Source organism: Streptomyces sp. GQ60 (assembly GCF_059758875.1).
In genome coordinates this window covers 1-16,095 of sequence record NZ_JCAXEG010000009.1, presented here as the reverse complement: position 1 = coordinate 16,095, position 16,095 = coordinate 1, and the positions used below count along the sequence as shown (strand labels likewise).

General features: G+C 69.5%; 16 protein-coding genes, 1 tRNA gene and 1 pseudogene. 14 read left to right on the top strand and 4 right to left on the bottom strand.

Annotated features, from left to right (window positions below):
* Positions 1-5: 5 nt before the first annotated feature.
* Genes aroA through AC6CKD_RS22565 form a run of 4 tightly spaced genes read left to right on the top strand, consistent with a single transcriptional unit; the run spans position 6 to position 3,917 of the window.
* Positions 6-1,316 carry a 3-phosphoshikimate 1-carboxyvinyltransferase gene (gene aroA / locus AC6CKD_RS22580; protein ID WP_446590712.1) on the top strand — a complete coding sequence of 437 codons (1,311 nt, stop codon included), beginning with the start codon at positions 6-8 and terminating at the stop codon, positions 1,314-1,316.
* The gene (gene gpmI, locus AC6CKD_RS22575) at positions 1,313-2,839 is read left to right on the top strand and encodes a 2,3-bisphosphoglycerate-independent phosphoglycerate mutase (RefSeq protein WP_498329376.1); all 1,527 of its coding nucleotides are present in this window, start codon (positions 1,313-1,315) and stop codon (positions 2,837-2,839) included. The genes aroA and gpmI overlap by 4 nt, the downstream gene beginning before the upstream one ends.
* Complete coding sequence (locus tag AC6CKD_RS22570; RefSeq protein ID WP_498329374.1) at positions 2,836-3,213, top strand: hypothetical protein; 378 nt, start codon at positions 2,836-2,838, stop codon at positions 3,211-3,213. The genes gpmI and AC6CKD_RS22570 overlap by 4 nt, the downstream gene beginning before the upstream one ends.
* The gene (locus AC6CKD_RS22565; RefSeq protein WP_498329373.1) at positions 3,210-3,917 is read left to right on the top strand and encodes a glutamine amidotransferase-related protein; all 708 of its coding nucleotides are present in this window, start codon (positions 3,210-3,212) and stop codon (positions 3,915-3,917) included. Before AC6CKD_RS22570 ends, AC6CKD_RS22565 begins: the two co-directional genes overlap by 4 nt.
* A 24-nt stretch (positions 3,918-3,941) precedes the next feature.
* On the opposite strand, the gene AC6CKD_RS22560 is transcribed toward AC6CKD_RS22565, so the two are convergent.
* The gene (locus AC6CKD_RS22560) at positions 3,942-4,367 is read right to left on the bottom strand and encodes an ArsR/SmtB family transcription factor (protein WP_498329370.1); all 426 of its coding nucleotides are present in this window, start codon (positions 4,365-4,367) and stop codon (positions 3,942-3,944) included.
* Between the two features lie 252 nt (positions 4,368-4,619).
* Here AC6CKD_RS22560 and AC6CKD_RS22555 point away from each other — a divergent pair, with 252 nt between their 5' ends.
* Genes AC6CKD_RS22555 through AC6CKD_RS22545 form a run of 3 tightly spaced genes read left to right on the top strand, consistent with a single transcriptional unit; the run spans position 4,620 to position 8,049 of the window.
* Entirely contained in the window at positions 4,620-5,537 is a 918-nt protein-coding gene (locus tag AC6CKD_RS22555) for a phosphate ABC transporter substrate-binding protein (protein ID WP_498329368.1), read from the top strand.
* A 2-nt stretch (positions 5,538-5,539) separates the two neighbouring features.
* Complete coding sequence (gene pstC / locus AC6CKD_RS22550; protein ID WP_498329367.1) at positions 5,540-7,372, top strand: phosphate ABC transporter permease subunit PstC; 1,833 nt, start codon at positions 5,540-5,542, stop codon at positions 7,370-7,372.
* Positions 7,360-8,049, top strand: coding sequence for an ATP-binding cassette domain-containing protein (locus AC6CKD_RS22545; RefSeq protein ID WP_498329365.1), 690 nt, complete (start codon positions 7,360-7,362; stop codon positions 8,047-8,049). The genes pstC and AC6CKD_RS22545 overlap by 13 nt, the downstream gene beginning before the upstream one ends.
* Before the next feature lie 219 nt (positions 8,050-8,268).
* Here AC6CKD_RS22545 and trxB read toward each other — a convergent pair whose 3' ends face one another.
* The gene (trxB, locus tag AC6CKD_RS22540; protein ID WP_498329364.1) at positions 8,269-9,252 is read right to left on the bottom strand and encodes a thioredoxin-disulfide reductase; all 984 of its coding nucleotides are present in this window, start codon (positions 9,250-9,252) and stop codon (positions 8,269-8,271) included.
* A gap of 7 nt (positions 9,253-9,259) precedes the next feature.
* Positions 9,260-9,691 (bottom strand): arsenate reductase ArsC, encoded by a 432-nt coding sequence (locus tag AC6CKD_RS22535; RefSeq protein WP_498329363.1) that lies wholly within the window; start codon positions 9,689-9,691, stop codon positions 9,260-9,262.
* A gap of 71 nt (positions 9,692-9,762) precedes the next feature.
* Here AC6CKD_RS22535 and AC6CKD_RS22530 point away from each other — a divergent pair, with 71 nt between their 5' ends.
* The 5 genes from AC6CKD_RS22530 to AC6CKD_RS22510 all read left to right on the top strand — a co-directional run bounded on the left by AC6CKD_RS22530 (position 9,763) and on the right by AC6CKD_RS22510 (position 13,986).
* A complete protein-coding gene (locus AC6CKD_RS22530; protein WP_498329362.1) occupies positions 9,763-10,077 on the top strand; it encodes an ArsR/SmtB family transcription factor in 315 nt (104 codons plus the stop codon).
* A gap of 51 nt (positions 10,078-10,128) precedes the next feature.
* The gene (locus AC6CKD_RS22525; RefSeq protein ID WP_498329360.1) at positions 10,129-10,914 is read left to right on the top strand and encodes an aquaporin; all 786 of its coding nucleotides are present in this window, start codon (positions 10,129-10,131) and stop codon (positions 10,912-10,914) included.
* On the top strand, positions 10,911-11,957 hold the full coding sequence (locus AC6CKD_RS22520; RefSeq protein WP_498329359.1) for an ArsO family NAD(P)H-dependent flavin-containing monooxygenase: 1,047 nt from the start codon (positions 10,911-10,913) through the stop codon (positions 11,955-11,957). Before AC6CKD_RS22525 ends, AC6CKD_RS22520 begins: the two co-directional genes overlap by 4 nt.
* A 371-nt stretch (positions 11,958-12,328) precedes the next feature.
* Positions 12,329-13,519, top strand: coding sequence for a hypothetical protein (locus AC6CKD_RS22515; RefSeq protein ID WP_498329357.1), 1,191 nt, complete (start codon positions 12,329-12,331; stop codon positions 13,517-13,519).
* A gap of 394 nt (positions 13,520-13,913) precedes the next feature.
* Positions 13,914-13,986, top strand: a tRNA-Arg gene (locus AC6CKD_RS22510).
* A gap of 424 nt (positions 13,987-14,410) precedes the next feature.
* Here the strand turns inward: AC6CKD_RS22510 and AC6CKD_RS22505 are convergent.
* Entirely contained in the window at positions 14,411-14,770 is a 360-nt protein-coding gene (locus AC6CKD_RS22505; RefSeq protein ID WP_498329355.1) for a hypothetical protein, read from the bottom strand.
* A 578-nt stretch (positions 14,771-15,348) separates the two neighbouring features.
* Here AC6CKD_RS22505 and AC6CKD_RS22500 point away from each other — a divergent pair.
* The gene (locus tag AC6CKD_RS22500; RefSeq protein WP_008734853.1) at positions 15,349-15,552 is read left to right on the top strand and encodes a cold-shock protein; all 204 of its coding nucleotides are present in this window, start codon (positions 15,349-15,351) and stop codon (positions 15,550-15,552) included.
* Between the two features lie 324 nt (positions 15,553-15,876).
* Positions 15,877-16,095, top strand: a pseudogene (locus tag AC6CKD_RS22495) (DEAD/DEAH box helicase); the annotation flags it as partial.

Here is a 16,095-nt window from a genome sequence, read left to right as displayed (position 1 = left end):
ACCCCATGAGCGCCATCAACGACCCGCGCCTGAAGGCCGAACAGCTCACCGTCGAGACGATCGCCTCGATCGACCACGAGGTGAAGGTCCTCGGCTCGAAGTCCTACACGAACCGGCAGATCGCCATCGCGGCCCTGGCCGCCCTCGACGGCAAGACCGGCGTGATCGACGGCGCCCTGGTCTCCGACGACACGATCTTCTTCGCGGACGCCGTCGCCTCCTTCGGGCACGTCAGCGTCGAGATCGACCACGAGAACTACCGCTTCACCCTCACCCCGACCGGCAAGCCGATGGTCGCCCCCGAGGACGACATCTTCGTCGGCGGCGCCGGCACCCCCCTGCGCTTCCTGATCTCGATGGCGGGCCTCGCCGAGGGCGTCACCACCATCACGGGCACCAAGCGCATGCAGGAGCGCCCCTTCGGTGACCTGCTCGGGGCTCTGTCCCCCCTCGGCGTCGAAGCGGTCGCGGTCCGTGGCAACGGCTCCCCGCCGATCCAGGTCACCGGCGGCAACTTCGTCGGCGGCAAGACGAAGATCTCCGGCGCCATCTCCTCCCAGTACACGTCCTCGATCCTGATCAGCTCGGTCCTCGCGCAGCAGGACACCGAGGTCGAGATCGTCGACGAGCTGGTCTCCAAGCCGTACGTCGAGATGACGCTGGCCACCCTCGCCGAGCACGGCATCACCGTCGAGCGTGACGGCTACCGCCGCTTCAAGGTCGCGGCCGGCCAGTCCTTCAAGGGCGGCCACGCCATCGTCGAGCCGGACGCCTCCGGCCTGTCGTACTTCATCGCCGCAGCCGCCATCCTCGGCGGCCGGGTCACCATCCCGGGCATCGGCTCCACCTCCCACCAGGGCGACGTCGGCCTCGCCGAGGTCCTGGGCCGGATGGGCGCCCACGTCGAGATCACCGAGAACTCGATCACCGTCAAGGGCGGCGACATGCACGGCATCGAGGTCGACATGGACGCCATGCCCGACGTCGTCCCCTCCCTCGCCGCGGTCGCCGCCTTCGCCACGGGCAAGACCCACATCACCAACATCGCCAGCCTGCGCGTCAAGGAGTGCGACCGCATCGCGGCCGTCACCACCGAACTGCGCAAGATGGGCATCACCGTCGACGAGTACGACGACGCCATGACCATCCACGGCGGCACCCCGCACGGGGCGGTCATCGACACCTACGACGACCACCGCATCGCCATGACCTTCGCGATCATCGGCCTGCGCACCCCCGGCGTCGTCATCAACGACCCCGGCTGCGTCGCCAAGTCCTTCCCGGCCTTCTGGAACACCCTGGACACCCTGCGATGACCAGTGACGGAACCAACGGGATCCTGCTCGTCCTCGACGGCTGGGGCCACGCCGCCCCCGGGCCCGGCAACGCACTCACCAACGCCCACACCCCCGTCCTCGACTCCATCGCCGCCAAGCACCCCGCCACCTTCGTGGAGGCCTCGGGCGAGCACGTCGGGCTGCTGCCCGGAACCGTCGGGAACTCCGAGATCGGCCACATGGTCATCGGGGCCGGTCGGCCGCTCGACTACGACAGCGTCCTGGTCCAGCGCCAGATCGACAGCGGAGAACTCCGCGAGAATCCGCGCCTGACCAAGGCCCTCGACGAGCTCGCGGCCAGGGGCGGCGCGCTGCACCTGATCGGGCTCGTCTCCGACGGGATGATCCACGCCCACGTCGACCACCTGCACGAGCTCCTGTCCATCGCGGCGTCCCGCGGTGTGAAGCACGTGTGGGTACATGCCATCACCGACGGCCGGGATGTCGCCGACCGCACGGCCGGCCACTACCTGGGCCGTGTCGAGGAGTTCTTCGCCGCCACCGGGGTGGGGGCGCTGGCCACCGTCTCCGGCCGCGGCTACGGCCTCGACAAGAGCGGAGACCTGGAGCTGACCGCCAAGGTCAGCGAGGCCATCACCGACGGCAAGGGCGCCACCGCCCGCGACTACGGCCAGATCCTGGCCGGAGCCGGGAACGGGGACGTGTGGATCACCCCGACCGTCCTCACCGACGCCGACGGCGAGCCGCTCGCCGCCGTCCGTGACGGCGACACGATCCTGTTCGCCAACTTCCGCAGCGACCGCATCCAGCAGCTGGCCGACGACCTCGTCCAGATCCTCACGAACGCGGATGTAGAGGTCCTGTCCCTGACCCAGTACGACACCCGGGCGGACATCCCCGCCCTCGTCGGCCGGGCGGACGCCTCCGGCGGCCTGGCCGACGCGTTGGAAGCCCATGGGCTGCGCTCCGTACGCATCGCGGAACAGGAAAAGTTCGAGCACGTCACCTACTACATCAACGGGCGCGACGACCGCCGACGGGAAGTCGAGGAGCACATCCGCATCACTGCGGACACGGCCCCCGACTACGTCGCCCGGCCCGAGATGAACCTCGCGCAGGTCACCGAAGCCATCACCGCCGCCGCCCGGCGTGACGGCGTGGCACTGGTCATCGCCAACCTCGCCAACATCGACGTGGTCGGCCACACCGGCGACCACGACGCCACCGTCAGGGCCGCCGAGCACACCGACCGCGAGGTCGAGAAGATCCTGGCCGCAGCGGAGGCGACAGGCCGCTGGGTCCTGTTCGTCGGCGACCACGGCAACGCCGAGCGCATGTCCAAGCCCGGACCCGACGGCACCCCGCTCCCGTACGGCGGTCACACGACCAACCCCGTACCCGCCGTGCTGGTCCCCGCCCCGGGACAGCTCTTGGGCGAGCACCTCGCCGATGGCGGCAGTCTCGCCGACATCGCACCCACCGTCCTTCACCTGCTGGGCCGCCCGAACGGCCCCGCCATGACCGGCCGGAGTCTGCTGTGACCGCAACTGCAACCGCCCCCCTCACCCAGCCGGCCCCGGGCGGCGCCGCCTTCGCCCCGGCCTTCGCCGACGACGCGCACGTACGCGCCATCGACGCCGGCAGCCCCGCCCTGGAGGCGTACGTCGCGAGCGACGCCCTCGGCCGGGTCCACGTCCTGACCGTTCGCAACGCCCTCGGCACGGAGCAGGACCTGTACCCCGAGGCGCTGCTGCCGGACGGCGACGGCCCGCTGCTCTTCCTCGGCGGAGCCTCCACCACGAGCGAGCAGGGCGGGCGGCTCGTCGCACGCCTCGCCCCTTACGGCCACGTCCGTCTCGGACGGATCACCCGCGACGACACCCGCCCCGACACCACGCAGGAGCAGCCCGCATGACCACCGCCACCGGCCCCCGGCCGCGCATCGCGCTGATCGGCGACCACGGCAAGTCCCCGGCCCACGCCCGGCTCGACGCCTTCCGCGGCGAGCTCGACGTCGAGACCGAATGGGTGCCCACCGAGACCATCACCGGACCGGAGTCCGTGGCCGGCTTCCACGGCATCTGGGTCGTCCCGGGCTCCCCGTACGAGAGCAAGGACGGTGTGCTCGCCGTCATCCGCCTCGCCCGCGAGACCGGTATCCCGTACCTGGGCACCTGCGGCGGCTTCCAGCACGCACTGATCGAGTACGCCCGCACCGTGGTCGGACTCACGGACGCCGATGACGTGCAGTACGACCCGGATGCGCCGACGCCGCTGATCGTGCCGCTCAGCTGCTGCCTGGCCGGCGAGCAGGCACCGCTCCTTCTGACCGCGGGCAGCCGGCTGGCGGCCGTCTACGACAACGCCGAGCAGACCACGGAGACGTACCACTGCAAGTACGGCTTGAACGGGGAGTTCGTCGAGCGTCTCACCGATGCGGGCGTCGTCTTCAGCGGCTGGGACACCGAAGGTGCCCCGCGCGCCGCCGAGGTTCCCGGCCACCCCTTCTTCATCGGCACGCTCTTCCAACCGGAGCTGGTCTCCACTCCCGGCAACATCCACCCGCTGATCTGGGCGTTCACCGCCGAAGTTGCCGCTCAGGCCTCCGTCGCCGCCTGACGCCCTACCGCCGGCCCGGGCGGGTCATGACTCCACCATGATCCGCCCGGGCTCCTGCGTGCCCCAGGCCGTCTCCTCGTCGCCCCAGATCAGAGCGTCGAGCACGGCACGCCGCTCGGCCCTGACCGCGTACCAGGCCCACGTGCCGCGCTTCCTGCGGCTCACCAGCCCGGCGTCCACAAGGATCTTCATGTGGTAGCTGACGGTGGGCTGGGCCAGTTCCAGGAGCGGCGTCAGCTCGCAAACGCAGGCCTCGCCCTCCGGGGCGGCCAGCAGGACGCTGAGGATCTGAAGCCGTGTCGGATCGGCTGTGCCCTTCAGATGCCGCGCGAGACCTTCCGCCCGCTTCCTGGGCAGTGGATCCACATCCAGGTGCGGCTCACAGGTCGGATCGTCATCGATGAAGGGCAGCAGTTCCGAGGGGTGGCCGGTCACCTGTTCTGCGGACATACGGATCACCCTACGTCCGGCCTCAGAGCAGCCGGGGTCGGTTGATCATCCTTTTCACCCATTGTTTGCCTGGCATTAAGCCGCGCCGGACCACGTCCCGGCCGCCCGCAGGCAGGTGGGTGCCGGACGCAGTTGATGCCAGCCGGAACCTCTTCTCCTGCGCCCTCCCACTGAGCAGACTCGTGATCGTCAGGGTGGTTCACCTGCCCTCAGCCTTCAGTCAACCCACTGTCCACCAGCAAAGGCACACCCATGTCCGCGATGACCACCGAGCCCCACCAGACACCGTCGCTCCTCGCCGGAAAGCGGAAGCGGAGTGCTTACGCCGCTTCCGCCGCGCTGCTCCTGACGACCCTGCTGACGGGCTGCGCAGGTACCGCCAGCGCCGACTCGGCCGCACTTCAGGCCAGCGGATCGACCACGGTCGCCCCGATCGCATCGGACGCCGCCGAGGCTCTCAAGTCCCGGGGTCTGAAGATCACGGTCGCCACCCAGGGCGGTTCGGCCGGCGGCATCTCCCAGCTCGGCTCGAAGCAGATCAAGGTGGCGCTGAGCTCGAAGCCCCTGTCCGACGAGGACCGCAAGACCTACCCGGGCACCGACTTCGTTCCGACGCAGATCGGTGCGGACGCGGTCGGCATCATCATCACCAAGGAGGTCGCCGACGCCGGGGTGAAGAGCCTGACCAAGGAGCAGGTGAAGGGCCTCTTCGAAGGGAAGATCACCAACTGGTCGGCGGTGGGCGGCCCGGACCTGAAGGTCTTCGTCTACGACAAGGAGCCCGGTCGCGGCACCCGCGAGGTGCTCGACAAGTTCGTCTACGGCAAGGGCACGCCCCCGGCGCCCCCGCAGTCCGACAACTACGCCGTCGTCGGTGGCAACCTGGAGACCCGCAACAAGCTGAAGTCCACCCGCGGTTCCATCGCCCCGCTGTCGACCGGCTTCATCGAAGGCCATGACGACCTGGTGGCCGTGGCCCTGGACGGCATCACTCCCACCGTCGAGAACGTGGCGGCCGCCAAGTACCCGATGAGCCGGCCGCTTTACATGATCACCGATGGCCAGCCGAAGGGCACCACCAAGGAGTACATCGACTACGTCCTCTCGCCCGAAGGCCAGAAGCTGCTGCCTCCGCACGGCTACCTGACCCGCGAGCAGATGGGGATGTGACCGTGACTCTCACTCTGGAGCGCCCGCCCCAGGCGCCCGGACGCGCCGCGCCGCGGCCGCCCGCTCAGGGCGGCCGACCCGGGCGGGCGAGATGGGTCTGGGGATGGGTGTACACCGGGATGTTCTCGGTGGTCCTCGCCCTGACGGTATTGATCGGATACCTCGCCACCGGCATCGCGAGCGGCGACGTCGACTGGTCCGACCTGATCGGCGACCCGACCTGGAGCCCCGTGAACGGCGCCTACGGCGCCCTGGCCATGATCTACGGCTCGGCCGTCGTCTGTGTCCTCGCACTGGTGCTGGCCGTCCCGGTCGGCTGGTCGGCGGCCATCGCGCTGTCGGAGTACCTGCCGCCCCGCCTGGCCCGGCCCCTGCGGCTGAGCGTCGAACTTCTGGCGGCCGTCCCCTCCATCGTCTACGGACTCATCGGCATCATCGTGGTCCGGCCGTTCGTCGGGATGCTGGGCGACGTGCCGGGAGGCGACAGTCTGCTCGCCGCGGGCATCGTCCTCGCCGTGATGATCATGCCGACGATCGTGGCGGTGAGCGTGGACGCCCTGGCCGCCGTCCCCGACCGCTACCGGGAAGCCGCTTACTCCCTCGGCCTGACCCGCCGTGAGGTCGTACGGTCGGCCGTGCTGCCCCAGGCCCGATCGGCCATGCGCGCCGGCGTCCTGCTCGGCCTCGCCCGGGCCCTCGGCGAGGCGATCGCGGTTTTCCTCGTGGTGGGACGGGCCGACGGAAGGCTCCCGGAGTCGTTCGCGGGTTTCGTCTCCTCCCTGACCCACCCCGGTCAGACCCTGACGACCAAGCTGGCGGGCCCGGAGCCGATGCTCGCGGGAACCTCCGGCCCCTACTTCGCCGCGCTGTGCGGTCTGGGGATCGTCCTGCTCGTCCTGGTGGCAGCGGCCACGGTGTGGGGCACTCGCCGGGCACCGAGCCGTGGGACGAAGCGGGGGCTGCGCGCCCACCAGGCCACCACCTGGCTGCGCGTTCCGCGCGACCGGCTCGCGACGCTGCTGCGCATGGGAGCACTCCTGCTGCCGGGAACCCTTCTCGTCGGGATGCTCTTCATCCTGGTGACGCGGGGCAGCTCGGCTCTCAACCCGGCCTTCTGGTTCACGTCCTCCAGCGGCGCGGCCGGCGGCGGTGTCCGCGACCAGATCGTCGGCACGCTCCTGCTCATGGCCACCACAGCCCTGATCGCACTGCCCCTCGGCTACGGGGCGGGGGTCCTGATCGGCTCACACGCCTCGGCGAAGACGGCGCGCCTGCTGGAGACCATCACCGTGGTCGTCGGCGGAACACCCACCATCCTGCTGGGCCTGGCCGGATACATCCTCCTGTCCACGACCATGGGTTGGGGCCGGTCCTGGCTCGCCGGGGCCCTCGTACTGGTGCCCGTGGTCGTGCCCGTCATCGCGCTGACCACCGCGGGCCGCATCCGGAGCATGCCGGGCGAACTCACCGAGAGCGCCCTGGCGCTCGGCCTGTCCCGTTCGCAGTACATCCGCTCCGTGGTCATCCCGTACACCTGGCCGGCCACACTCACCGGTCTGCTGCTCGGCCTGGCCCGGGCGGCGGGAGAGACGGCTCCCCTGATCTTCACCGCCACGGTCTTCTTCGGGGCGCCCGCCCTGCCGACCGGGATCGTGGACTCCCCGGTGCAGGCGCTGCCGACGCACATCTTCACCCTGTCCCAGGACTCCGGTGCCCCGGAGGCGATCACCCAGGCATGGGGCAGCGCACTGGTCCTGGTCCTGATCACCGCAGTACTTCTCAGCCTGGCGGTTGCTCTGCGAAACCGCTTCGAAGGAGCACGATGGACAACGTGATAACCGTCCGCGACCTGCGGGTTCTCGACGGCAAGAAGACTCTGGTGGGCCCGGTCACCTTCGACCTGCCGGGTGGATCGACCACGGGCCTGTGCGGCCCTTCCGGAGCCGGCAAGTCCACAGTGCTGCGCGCCCTGGTCGACCTGTTGCCCCACGGCCTCACACGTGACGGCCACGTGGAGGTCCTGGGGCGGACCATCCGCCGTGGCAAAGGCGACTCCGGCCTGAGGAGCACCGTCGTCCTGGTGCCCCAGACGCCCGTCGTCTTCGGCGGGACCATCCTGGACAACGCCCTCTTCGGACTCCGGCACCTGATGCGTGCGTCCCGCGCGGACATGCGCGACCGCGTCGAACAGGCTCTGCGGGAGGCGGGTCTGTGGAGCGAGGTCTGCAACCGGCTGGACACCCCGGCTCAGACGCTCTCCGCCGGACAGCGCCAACGGCTGTGCCTGGCCCGTGCCCTGGCCCTGGAACCGGCCGCCCTCCTGCTGGACGAACCCACCAGCGCCCTGGACGAGCGGAGCCGTGACACGGTCGAGGAATCGGTGGCCGCCCTTCGCGGCAACCGCACGGTCCTGCTCGTCTCACACGATCCGGCGCAGGTGGAGCGGCTCTGTGACCGCACAGTACGTCTGGAGCTGCCGGAAACCGTGACGCTCTGCTCTGCGCTGGGCTGAGCGCGGGGCGCCGAGCCCTTCAGCAGGGAACGGAACCGGGCCCGGTCCGTCGTGTCGCAATCACGATGGACCGGGCCCGGGGTCTTCCACCTGGGCGTACCCTCCGTACCGGCCGGGCTCGTCACTCTGTCGGTCCTGAGCTCAACCCCCGTCGCGGCTACCGCGACGGGGGTTGAGCTGTTCTCCGGGCAGGGAGCCGGCGGAGCGGACCTCAGCTCTTCAGCCGGCTGCTACGAGCTCGGATTCGTCGGCCGGGGCGGCGTCACCGAGGGCGGCGAGGTAGCGCTCGGCGTCCAGCGCGGCGGCGCAGCCGGAGCCGGCGGCGGTGATGGCCTGGCGGTAGAGGTGGTCCACCACGTCGCCCGCGCCGAAGACGCCGGGGATGCTCGTACGGGTCGTGGGCGCCTGAGTCTTGAGGTAGCCCTCGGAGTCCAGTTCGAGCTGGTCGGCGAAGAGTTCCGTACGCGGGTCGTGGCCGATGGCGACGAACAGGCCCGTCACGTCCAGGTCGCGCATCTCGCCGGTCACGACGTCGCGCAGGACGACGCCGGAGAGCATGCCGCCGGTCTCCTTGATCTCGGCGACCTCGCTGTCGAACGCGAAGGAGATCTTCTCGTCGCCCATCGCACGGTCCTGCATGGCCTTAGAGGCGCGCAGGGCGGAGCGGCGGTGGACGATGGTGACCGAGCGGGCGAAGCGCGTGAGGAACGTGGCCTCTTCCATCGCGGTGTCGCCGCCCCCGACCACGACGATGTCGCGGTCGCGGAAGAAGAACCCGTCGCAGGTGGCGCACCAGGACACTCCGCGCCCGGAGAGCGCGTCCTCGTTCGCGAGCCCGAGCTTGCGGTAGCCGGAGCCGGTCGCGATGATCACGGTCTTCGCGCGGTGGACCGTGCCCTCGGAGTCGGTCAGCAGCTTTATGTCACCGCTGAGGTCGACGGAGACGATGTCGTCGTCGATCATCTCGGCGCCGAACTTCTCCGCCTGGGCCCGCATGTTGTCCATCAGGTCCGGGCCGTCGATGCCGGTGGGGAAGCCCGGGAAGTTCTCAACCTCGGTGGTCGTGGTGAGCGAGCCGCCGACGAATATGGAGCTGCCGAAGAGCAGCGGCTTCAGCTGTGCGCGGGCCGTGTACAGCGCGGCGGTGTATCCGGCCGGGCCGGAACCGATGATGATGACCTCGCGTACGTCTTCATTCGTCATGATGCGGTCAGCTCTCCTGCTTCTTCGCGCTCTTGGTGTCGATCTCGGCGATGAGGTCCTCGATGAGGCCCTTGATCTCGTCGCGGATGGGGCGGACGGCGTCCACGCCCTGGCCGGCCGGGTCCTCCAGCTGCCAGTCGAGGTAGGTCTTGCCCGGGAAGTACGGGCAGGCGTCGCCGCAGCCCATCGTGATGATGTAGTCCGAGGCCTGGGCGGCCTCGGGGGTGAGGACCTTCGGCTTCTGGTCGGAGATGTCGATGCCGAGCTCGGCCATCGCGGCCACCGCGGAGGGGTTGATCTGCTCCCCGGGGACGGAACCGGCGGAGCGGACCTCGACCCGGTCGCCCGCGAAGTGACGCAGGAATCCGGCGGCCATCTGCGAGCGGCCCGCGTTGTGGATGCAGACGAACAACACGGACGCGAGCGGGGTGGCGGACATCGTCTCTTCCTTCAAGTCAGTGACTCATCCTGGACTGGTATCAGCCCTGAGTGATGTGAGAGTATCAGTCCATGATGACGTCAGTCGACACTGATCTGCTCCGGGTTCTGGCCGACCCGCTCAGGCTCCAGATCGTGACCCTCCTGGCCAAGGAGACGCTCTGCACCAGCCACCTCGTGGAGGAGACGGGTGCCAGACAGACGAACCTCTCCAACCACCTGAAGGTGCTGCGCGAGGCCGGTGTCGTCGAGTCGGAACCTTGCGGGAGATTCACGTACTACCGCCTGCGCCCCGAGGTCATCGAAGCCATCGCCGGTCAATTCGCCGACCTCGCCCGTTCCGCGCGCGCCACATCCGAGTCGGACACCAAGCGGTCCTGCCCGTAGTTCCCCCCGCTCTGCCGTAACCGCACGTTGCACCTGCCCGAGGAGAAGTCCTTGTCCGTCACCCAGCCCGCAGCGCAGGCCGTCATAGCCGCCGACGCGTCCGCGCCCCAGCCCGCACCCGGTGCGACCCCGCCGCGCACGCCGCTGATCGCCCGGGCCGCCGCCGAGCTCGTCGGCACCGCCGCGCTCGTGGCGGTCGTGGTCGGCTCCGGCATCCAGGCCACCGATCTGACGCAGGACGTGGGCCTGCAGCTGCTGGCGAACTCCCTGGCCACGGTCTTCGGCCTCGGCGTACTGATCGCCCTGCTGGGCCCGGTGTCCGGCGCGCACTTCAACCCGGCGGTCACCCTGGCCGAGTGGTGGACGGCCCGCCGGGGCGGTGGAGGCGTGAACGCCCGCGAGCTGGCCGTGTACGTGCCCGCGCAGATCGTCGGCGCGATCGCGGGCGCGATCCTGGCGGACGCCATGTTCGGCGAGCCGCTGGTGAAGTGGTCCACGCACGACCGCTCGGCCGGGAACCTGCTGCTGAGCGAGGTCGTCGCCACCGCGGGCCTGATCCTGCTGATCTTCGGTCTGGCCCGCACCGACCGGCTGCGCTTCGCGCCCGTTGCGGTCGCCTCGTACATCGGTGCCGCGTACTGGTTCACCTCCTCCACCTCCTTCGCGAACCCGGCGGTGACCATCGGCCGCGCCTTCACCGACACCTTCGCGGGCATCGCCCCCGCCTCGGTCCCGGCGTTCGTCGGCGTGCAGCTCGTCGGTGCGGTCGTGGGCCTGGCCCTGGTCGCGGTCATCTTCATGCGCGGCAAGACGGAACAGGAAGCACCCACCGCATGACGCGGCAGACGGACGTGCTGGTGATCGGCGGCGGCCAGGCCGGGCTCGCCGCCGGCTACTACCTGCGCAGGGCGGGCATCGACTTCACCGTCCTCGACGCGCAGACCACGCCCGGTGGAGCCTGGCAGCACGCCTGGGACTCCCTCCACCTCTTCTCCCCGGCCGCCTACTCTTCCCTGCCCGGCCGCCTCATGCCGCAGCAGGAGGGCAAGCCCTTCCCGGACGTCGCGCACGTGCTGGAGTACCTCGCCGACTACGAGAAGCGGTACGAACTTCCCATCCATCGCGGCGTCCGCGTCACCGGCGTCCACGACGCGTCCCCGCTCCTGCGCGTCGAAACGGACACCGGGGCCTGGACGGCCCGCGCCGTCATCAGCGCCACCGGCAACTGGTGGCGCCCCTTCCTGCCAGCCGTCCCCGGTCGGGCGGACTTCCGTGGCCGCCAGCACCACACGGTGGAATACCGAAGCCCCTGGGACTACGCCGGCCAGCGCGTGATCGTCGTAGGCGGCGGCAACTCCGGCGCCCAGATCGCCGCCGACCTCGCCCCGCACGCCACCGTCCGCTGGGTCACCCAGCGACCCGCCCGCTACCTCCCGGACGAGATCGACGGCCGCGCCCTCTTCGAACTGGCCACCCAGCGCGTCCAATCCGGCGGGCCCCGCATCTCGGACCTGGGCGACATCGTCGCCGTCCCGCCCGTCCGCGCGGCCCGCGACGCCGGCCTCATCCCCGACCACCGCATGTTCGACGCCCTCACCCCCGAGGGCGCCCGCTGGGCCGACGGCACCGTCTGGCCCGCCGACGCGGTCATCTGGTGCACGGGCTTCCGCCCGACCCTCTCCCACCTCTCCCCGCTGGGCCTGCGCACCGAGGCAGGCCGCATCCCGACCGAAGGCACGCGCGCCCTCGTGGACCCGCGGATCCACCTCCTCGGCTACGGCGACTGGACCGGCCCCGCCTCCGCCACCCTCATCGGCGTCGGCCGCACCGCCCGCGAAGCCACCCGCGACATCACGAACCTGCTGCGTCCGACGAGCTGAGGCCGGAAGGCCGAGATACCCCTGAGGAAAAGTGGTCATCACCGTAGCTCCGGAAGGCAGGTCCCGGAGTGTCGACCGAGAGCCGGCAGGTCATGGCGAACGACAACTCGATGGACCGGCAGACCCTGTACGAGGCCCCCTGCGCCACCGGCTGGCAGCGGAATCCGACATCGGCCCTGCCCGCGGCATGCACTACCCCCGTCTCCGGTGGGGGTAGCGCATGCCGCTCCTGACGACACTTCTCGCCATGGCTTCGGCGGCGAATCCCCACCCGGTCAGAGCCGTCCCGCCGGGGTGAGCGTGATCCAGCCGTCCGGGATCCAACCTTCGAGGTAGCCCTCCAGGAACGGCTCCAGCTCCGGAATGCCGAGGTGCGTCACCTCCCCGAGCGCCTGGCGCCACGGAAGCCACAACTGCGACCCCTCACCGCACCCTCCCGTGGGCAGTACCAGGACGCCCTGAACAACCTCCTCGTACCGGCCGCCGACGCGCCCGAGGAGGCATTTCGCAGGTACGCCGCCCAGCAAGCCCTGAGCCAAAGGCTGTTCCCCTCGGACGCGCCCGAGGTATGGAGCCGCCCCGAACGCCGAGAGCTCCTCGTCGGCGACGCCACCGTCCCCAAAGCACCCTCCAAAGCACGCACCGTGGAGATCGCGGACGAGGACACCGGCCTGATCCGAAACCACCGCGTCGACCCGGCCGCCCGCATCTACTACGAGAACGGAGAGAAGGCGAAGCGGCGGGTACGCGGCACCAAGTGGTTCTTCGCCTCCGGACGCGACACCGGCTACTGGACCCGTGTCATCCTCAGCTTCGCCCACGTCGCCGGCGGCGAGTACGAAGATGATGCGGCCATCGCCGTACGCCAGTTCCGCATGCTGAAGGACGCGCTGCCCCACTGCATGGGCGTCGTCTACGACGGAGCCTTCCGCGGTGTCCACCGCGACGCCCTCGCCCGTACCGGCCTACTGGCCATCAACAAGCAGCACGGATCCGTCGCCGCCGTCTTCTACGAGCGCATCACCCCCTGCCGAAGCGGCCACGAGCTTTGGTGCGACCAAGGCCGTATCGCCGAAAGCATCCGCATCGACGACGGCACCCGCATCCTCGAACCTCTGCCCATCACCAAGCTCGAGCACCGCGCCGGAGCCGCCAAGAGCCGCTGGTACCACGTACTCAAGATCCCCTGCCGGCATGGCGCCCACGACTACCGCGTCCCCGTCGGCATCACCACCACCCCCGCCGACCGGACCCTGCGCTCCCTCGACACCGGCAAGCGGATCAAGAGCGACAGCGAACGCGGCTTCCACCGAGCCGAATACCTCCAGCAGATCCCCGAAGCCAGCCTCACCCACCAACTCCCCTACCCCTACCGCGCCGACTCCGAGTCCGTGCACAGCCAGTTCGACCAGAGCCTCTGGAACCGCCGCATGATCGCCTACGGCGTGGATCGCCAGAAGATCTTCGTCCTCGGCTTCGCGCTTTCCCAAAACGCCACCAGCCACCAAATCCACCTCGCGGCGGCCCGCAGCAACGCCCAACAGGGCCTTCACATCGCCTGAGACCCCTCGATCCCACGACGGCCGCGCCCACCCCAGGGCGCGGCCGTCGCTCCGTTAACCCCCTCCGGGGCAAGCGGAACAGAACGGACGCTCCACCAGCCTGCCCATGCCTGTTCCGCACCCCCGGCCACCCCACCCACCACCCGAGACACTCAGAAACCCCAGGTCACGACCACGCCTTCGCCTCAGGCCCACTCCCACGGCAATCCATGCGACCACTCCCAGCACGATCCGCTAGGCTGTCAGCGGTCAGACGACTACCAGGCGTGTGCCCGGGGAAGTGTCCGCGAGGGCATCTCCACTTGGGTGTGTGCACGTCATCTGACCAGCATGTTTGTCGAGGCAGCTCGCGCGATCCCTCTGGGGTTTCCGGCAAGGTTTCCGACAAGCCCCCGCCTTCGTAGCTCAGGGGATAGAGCACCGCTCTCCTAAAGCGGGTGTCGCAGGTTCGAATCCTGCCGAGGGCACAGTTTGCAAGTTGCTGACCCGGGATTCTTCCCGGTGAGACGCTCTCTTCGGCCCCGGACCCCTGGTCCGGGGCCGTTTGCGTGAGCGGAGCTGCCGATGATCTCCGGGATCGAGGAGTGGCCGAGCTCCCCGTTCTCGCGGGTGAAGACCCGGCCCGTCTCCCACCCGGGCGCTCTCCCACTTGGTGCGAGCCTCGTCCTGCTGGGCCCGGTGGCGCCGCAGCGCGATGGTGCGAGCGCCGGCGTCGGTCTTCGGGTCGTCCTCGTACGCCTCCCAGCCGTGGAGCGCGGTGTCCAGGTGCGTGTCCGTCCCTCGCGCCCCGGCCCGCCGCCTGATCCGGTGCTCCGCTACGGCGGTGAGGGCCCGACCCGATGCACCGGTCGGGCCCTCAGTCCTGCGGCGGGTTCTCGGCGTAGTCGCGGGTCAGTTGTCGGAGTAGCTGAAGTCGCCCACGGTCCAGGCGCTGACGTCATTGATCGAGATGCGGTACATCCCGCCCGTCTCCGGGATGCCCACGGTTCCCTGCAGGATCCGCGCCACATGGAAGTGCAGATGTGTGGGCGGTCCCTCCTTGGGTGTCGTGGCAGTGAAGATGGCAGAGAACGCGCCCAGGCGGGCGGAATCCGTCAGCACCTCCGACACGCGTTCTCTCCACACGGCTTCGGGGGCGAGCCGGCCGGTGATGACAGCACCGCCGGTGACCACGGTCAGGGACATCTGGTTGCTCTGCCCGGACTCCACCAGGGCGGCGACGTTCACGAGCAGCTCGTCAGGCTTCGACATGGAAGTCAATTCTATTCTCCACCGCGCCCCTGCGGGCAACGCCTGCGGTCTACGCGGATCCGACGAGACCGCGCTGGGGCCGCCACTGTCGGGCGCCCGAACCGCCCGTGGCGCCGGGTTGGCCGAGCCTCTCCCGAGGGGTGTTCGCCGCCGTCCAGGACCTCTTCACCGCGAGGACCGCTCCGGCGGCCCGCGCGTCGGAACCTGTCCCCAGCGCGTCTCCAGCCGACCGACGTCGCTGCCGCCTCCTGCAGCCGGTGGCGGACAACCAAAAAACGCTGTGGTCGGGGTGAATCAATATCTGTCACCGCGACCTAAGGATTTAACGGATCCAGCGGGGAGAGTTTCTACCGCAACACGGCGGCCGGAAATATTCAACGCACACAGGCCGCTGCAGCGTGCTACTGTCGATCTCGGTTGCAGTTTTGGTACCCAAGAACTTCAAGCGCCTTCAGGCCGGAATTCATTCCGCTGGAAGCGCTTTGTATTTCCCGGTCTTTACCGGGCGGGGCATCATCGCGGCGACACGGCGTCCGCACAGTGCAGTCGCCGATGTATTGCCCCAAAGGAGATATGACATGGCTGCTGGTACCGTGAAGTGGTTCAACGCGGAAAAGGGCTTCGGCTTCATCGAGCAGGACGGTGGCGGCGCTGACGTGTTCGCCCACTACTCGAACATCGCCGCCCAGGGCTTCCGCGAGCTGAACGAGGGCCAGAAGGTCACCTTCGACATCGCGCAGGGCCAGAAGGGCCCGACGGCCGAGAACATCGTTCCCGCCTGACGCTGACACGCGTTCTGTAGCTGGGGCCCGCATCCCTCGGGGTGCGGGCCCCAGCTACACGCATTTCCCGCGGTGGGTTCACCCGCGGTAGTGAGCATTGAGACACTCGGCCGAGCACTCTCTCGGAGATGCACCCGAGTCCATTCTTTTGGTTGCCGCGCCTCCATGGCGCCATCTTATTCCAGCGACTGAGCACGTACAGACGTCCTCGTCCTGTCCGCCAGATCCGCTTTCGCATTCCATTCGGCCCGTTCTCGCAATTCCCTGCGCCGCTCCTACGCTGCGGGAATTCCTTGATACGCGCCGTATCAAGGAAGGTTCCGCATGAACCCCACACGTACGAACGAGCGCTCCTCCTACACCCGCAGCCGCACCGGCGGCCCCGCTTTCGGCGCGGGTGCCGGCGCCGGTGCCGGTTCCGGCCGGGGCAGCCGCTTCGGCTCTTCGACCCAGAGCCGCTCCGGAGCCCCGAGCCGTTCCGGCGGATACGGCCGCCGGCCCGCTGCGGTCCAGGGCGAGTTCGCCCCGCCGAAGACGATCACC

Coding starts and splice junctions, on each gene's coding strand:
- aroA (WP_446590712.1), top strand. CDS start 6: ATGAGCGCCATCAACGACCCGCGCCTGAAGGCCGAACAGCTCACCGTC.
- gpmI (WP_498329376.1), top strand. CDS start 1,313: ATGACCAGTGACGGAACCAACGGGATCCTGCTCGTCCTCGACGGCTGG.
- AC6CKD_RS22565 (WP_498329373.1), top strand. CDS start 3,210: ATGACCACCGCCACCGGCCCCCGGCCGCGCATCGCGCTGATCGGCGAC.
- AC6CKD_RS22560 (WP_498329370.1), bottom strand. CDS start 4,367: ATGTCCGCAGAACAGGTGACCGGCCACCCCTCGGAACTGCTGCCCTTC.
- AC6CKD_RS22555 (WP_498329368.1), top strand. CDS start 4,620: ATGTCCGCGATGACCACCGAGCCCCACCAGACACCGTCGCTCCTCGCC.
- AC6CKD_RS22545 (WP_498329365.1), top strand. CDS start 7,360: ATGGACAACGTGATAACCGTCCGCGACCTGCGGGTTCTCGACGGCAAG.
- trxB (WP_498329364.1), bottom strand. CDS start 9,252: ATGACGAATGAAGACGTACGCGAGGTCATCATCATCGGTTCCGGCCCG.
- AC6CKD_RS22535 (WP_498329363.1), bottom strand. CDS start 9,691: ATGTCCGCCACCCCGCTCGCGTCCGTGTTGTTCGTCTGCATCCACAAC.
- AC6CKD_RS22530 (WP_498329362.1), top strand. CDS start 9,763: ATGATGACGTCAGTCGACACTGATCTGCTCCGGGTTCTGGCCGACCCG.
- AC6CKD_RS22520 (WP_498329359.1), top strand. CDS start 10,911: ATGACGCGGCAGACGGACGTGCTGGTGATCGGCGGCGGCCAGGCCGGG.
- AC6CKD_RS22505 (WP_498329355.1), bottom strand. CDS start 14,770: ATGTCGAAGCCTGACGAGCTGCTCGTGAACGTCGCCGCCCTGGTGGAG.
- AC6CKD_RS22500 (WP_008734853.1), top strand. CDS start 15,349: ATGGCTGCTGGTACCGTGAAGTGGTTCAACGCGGAAAAGGGCTTCGGC.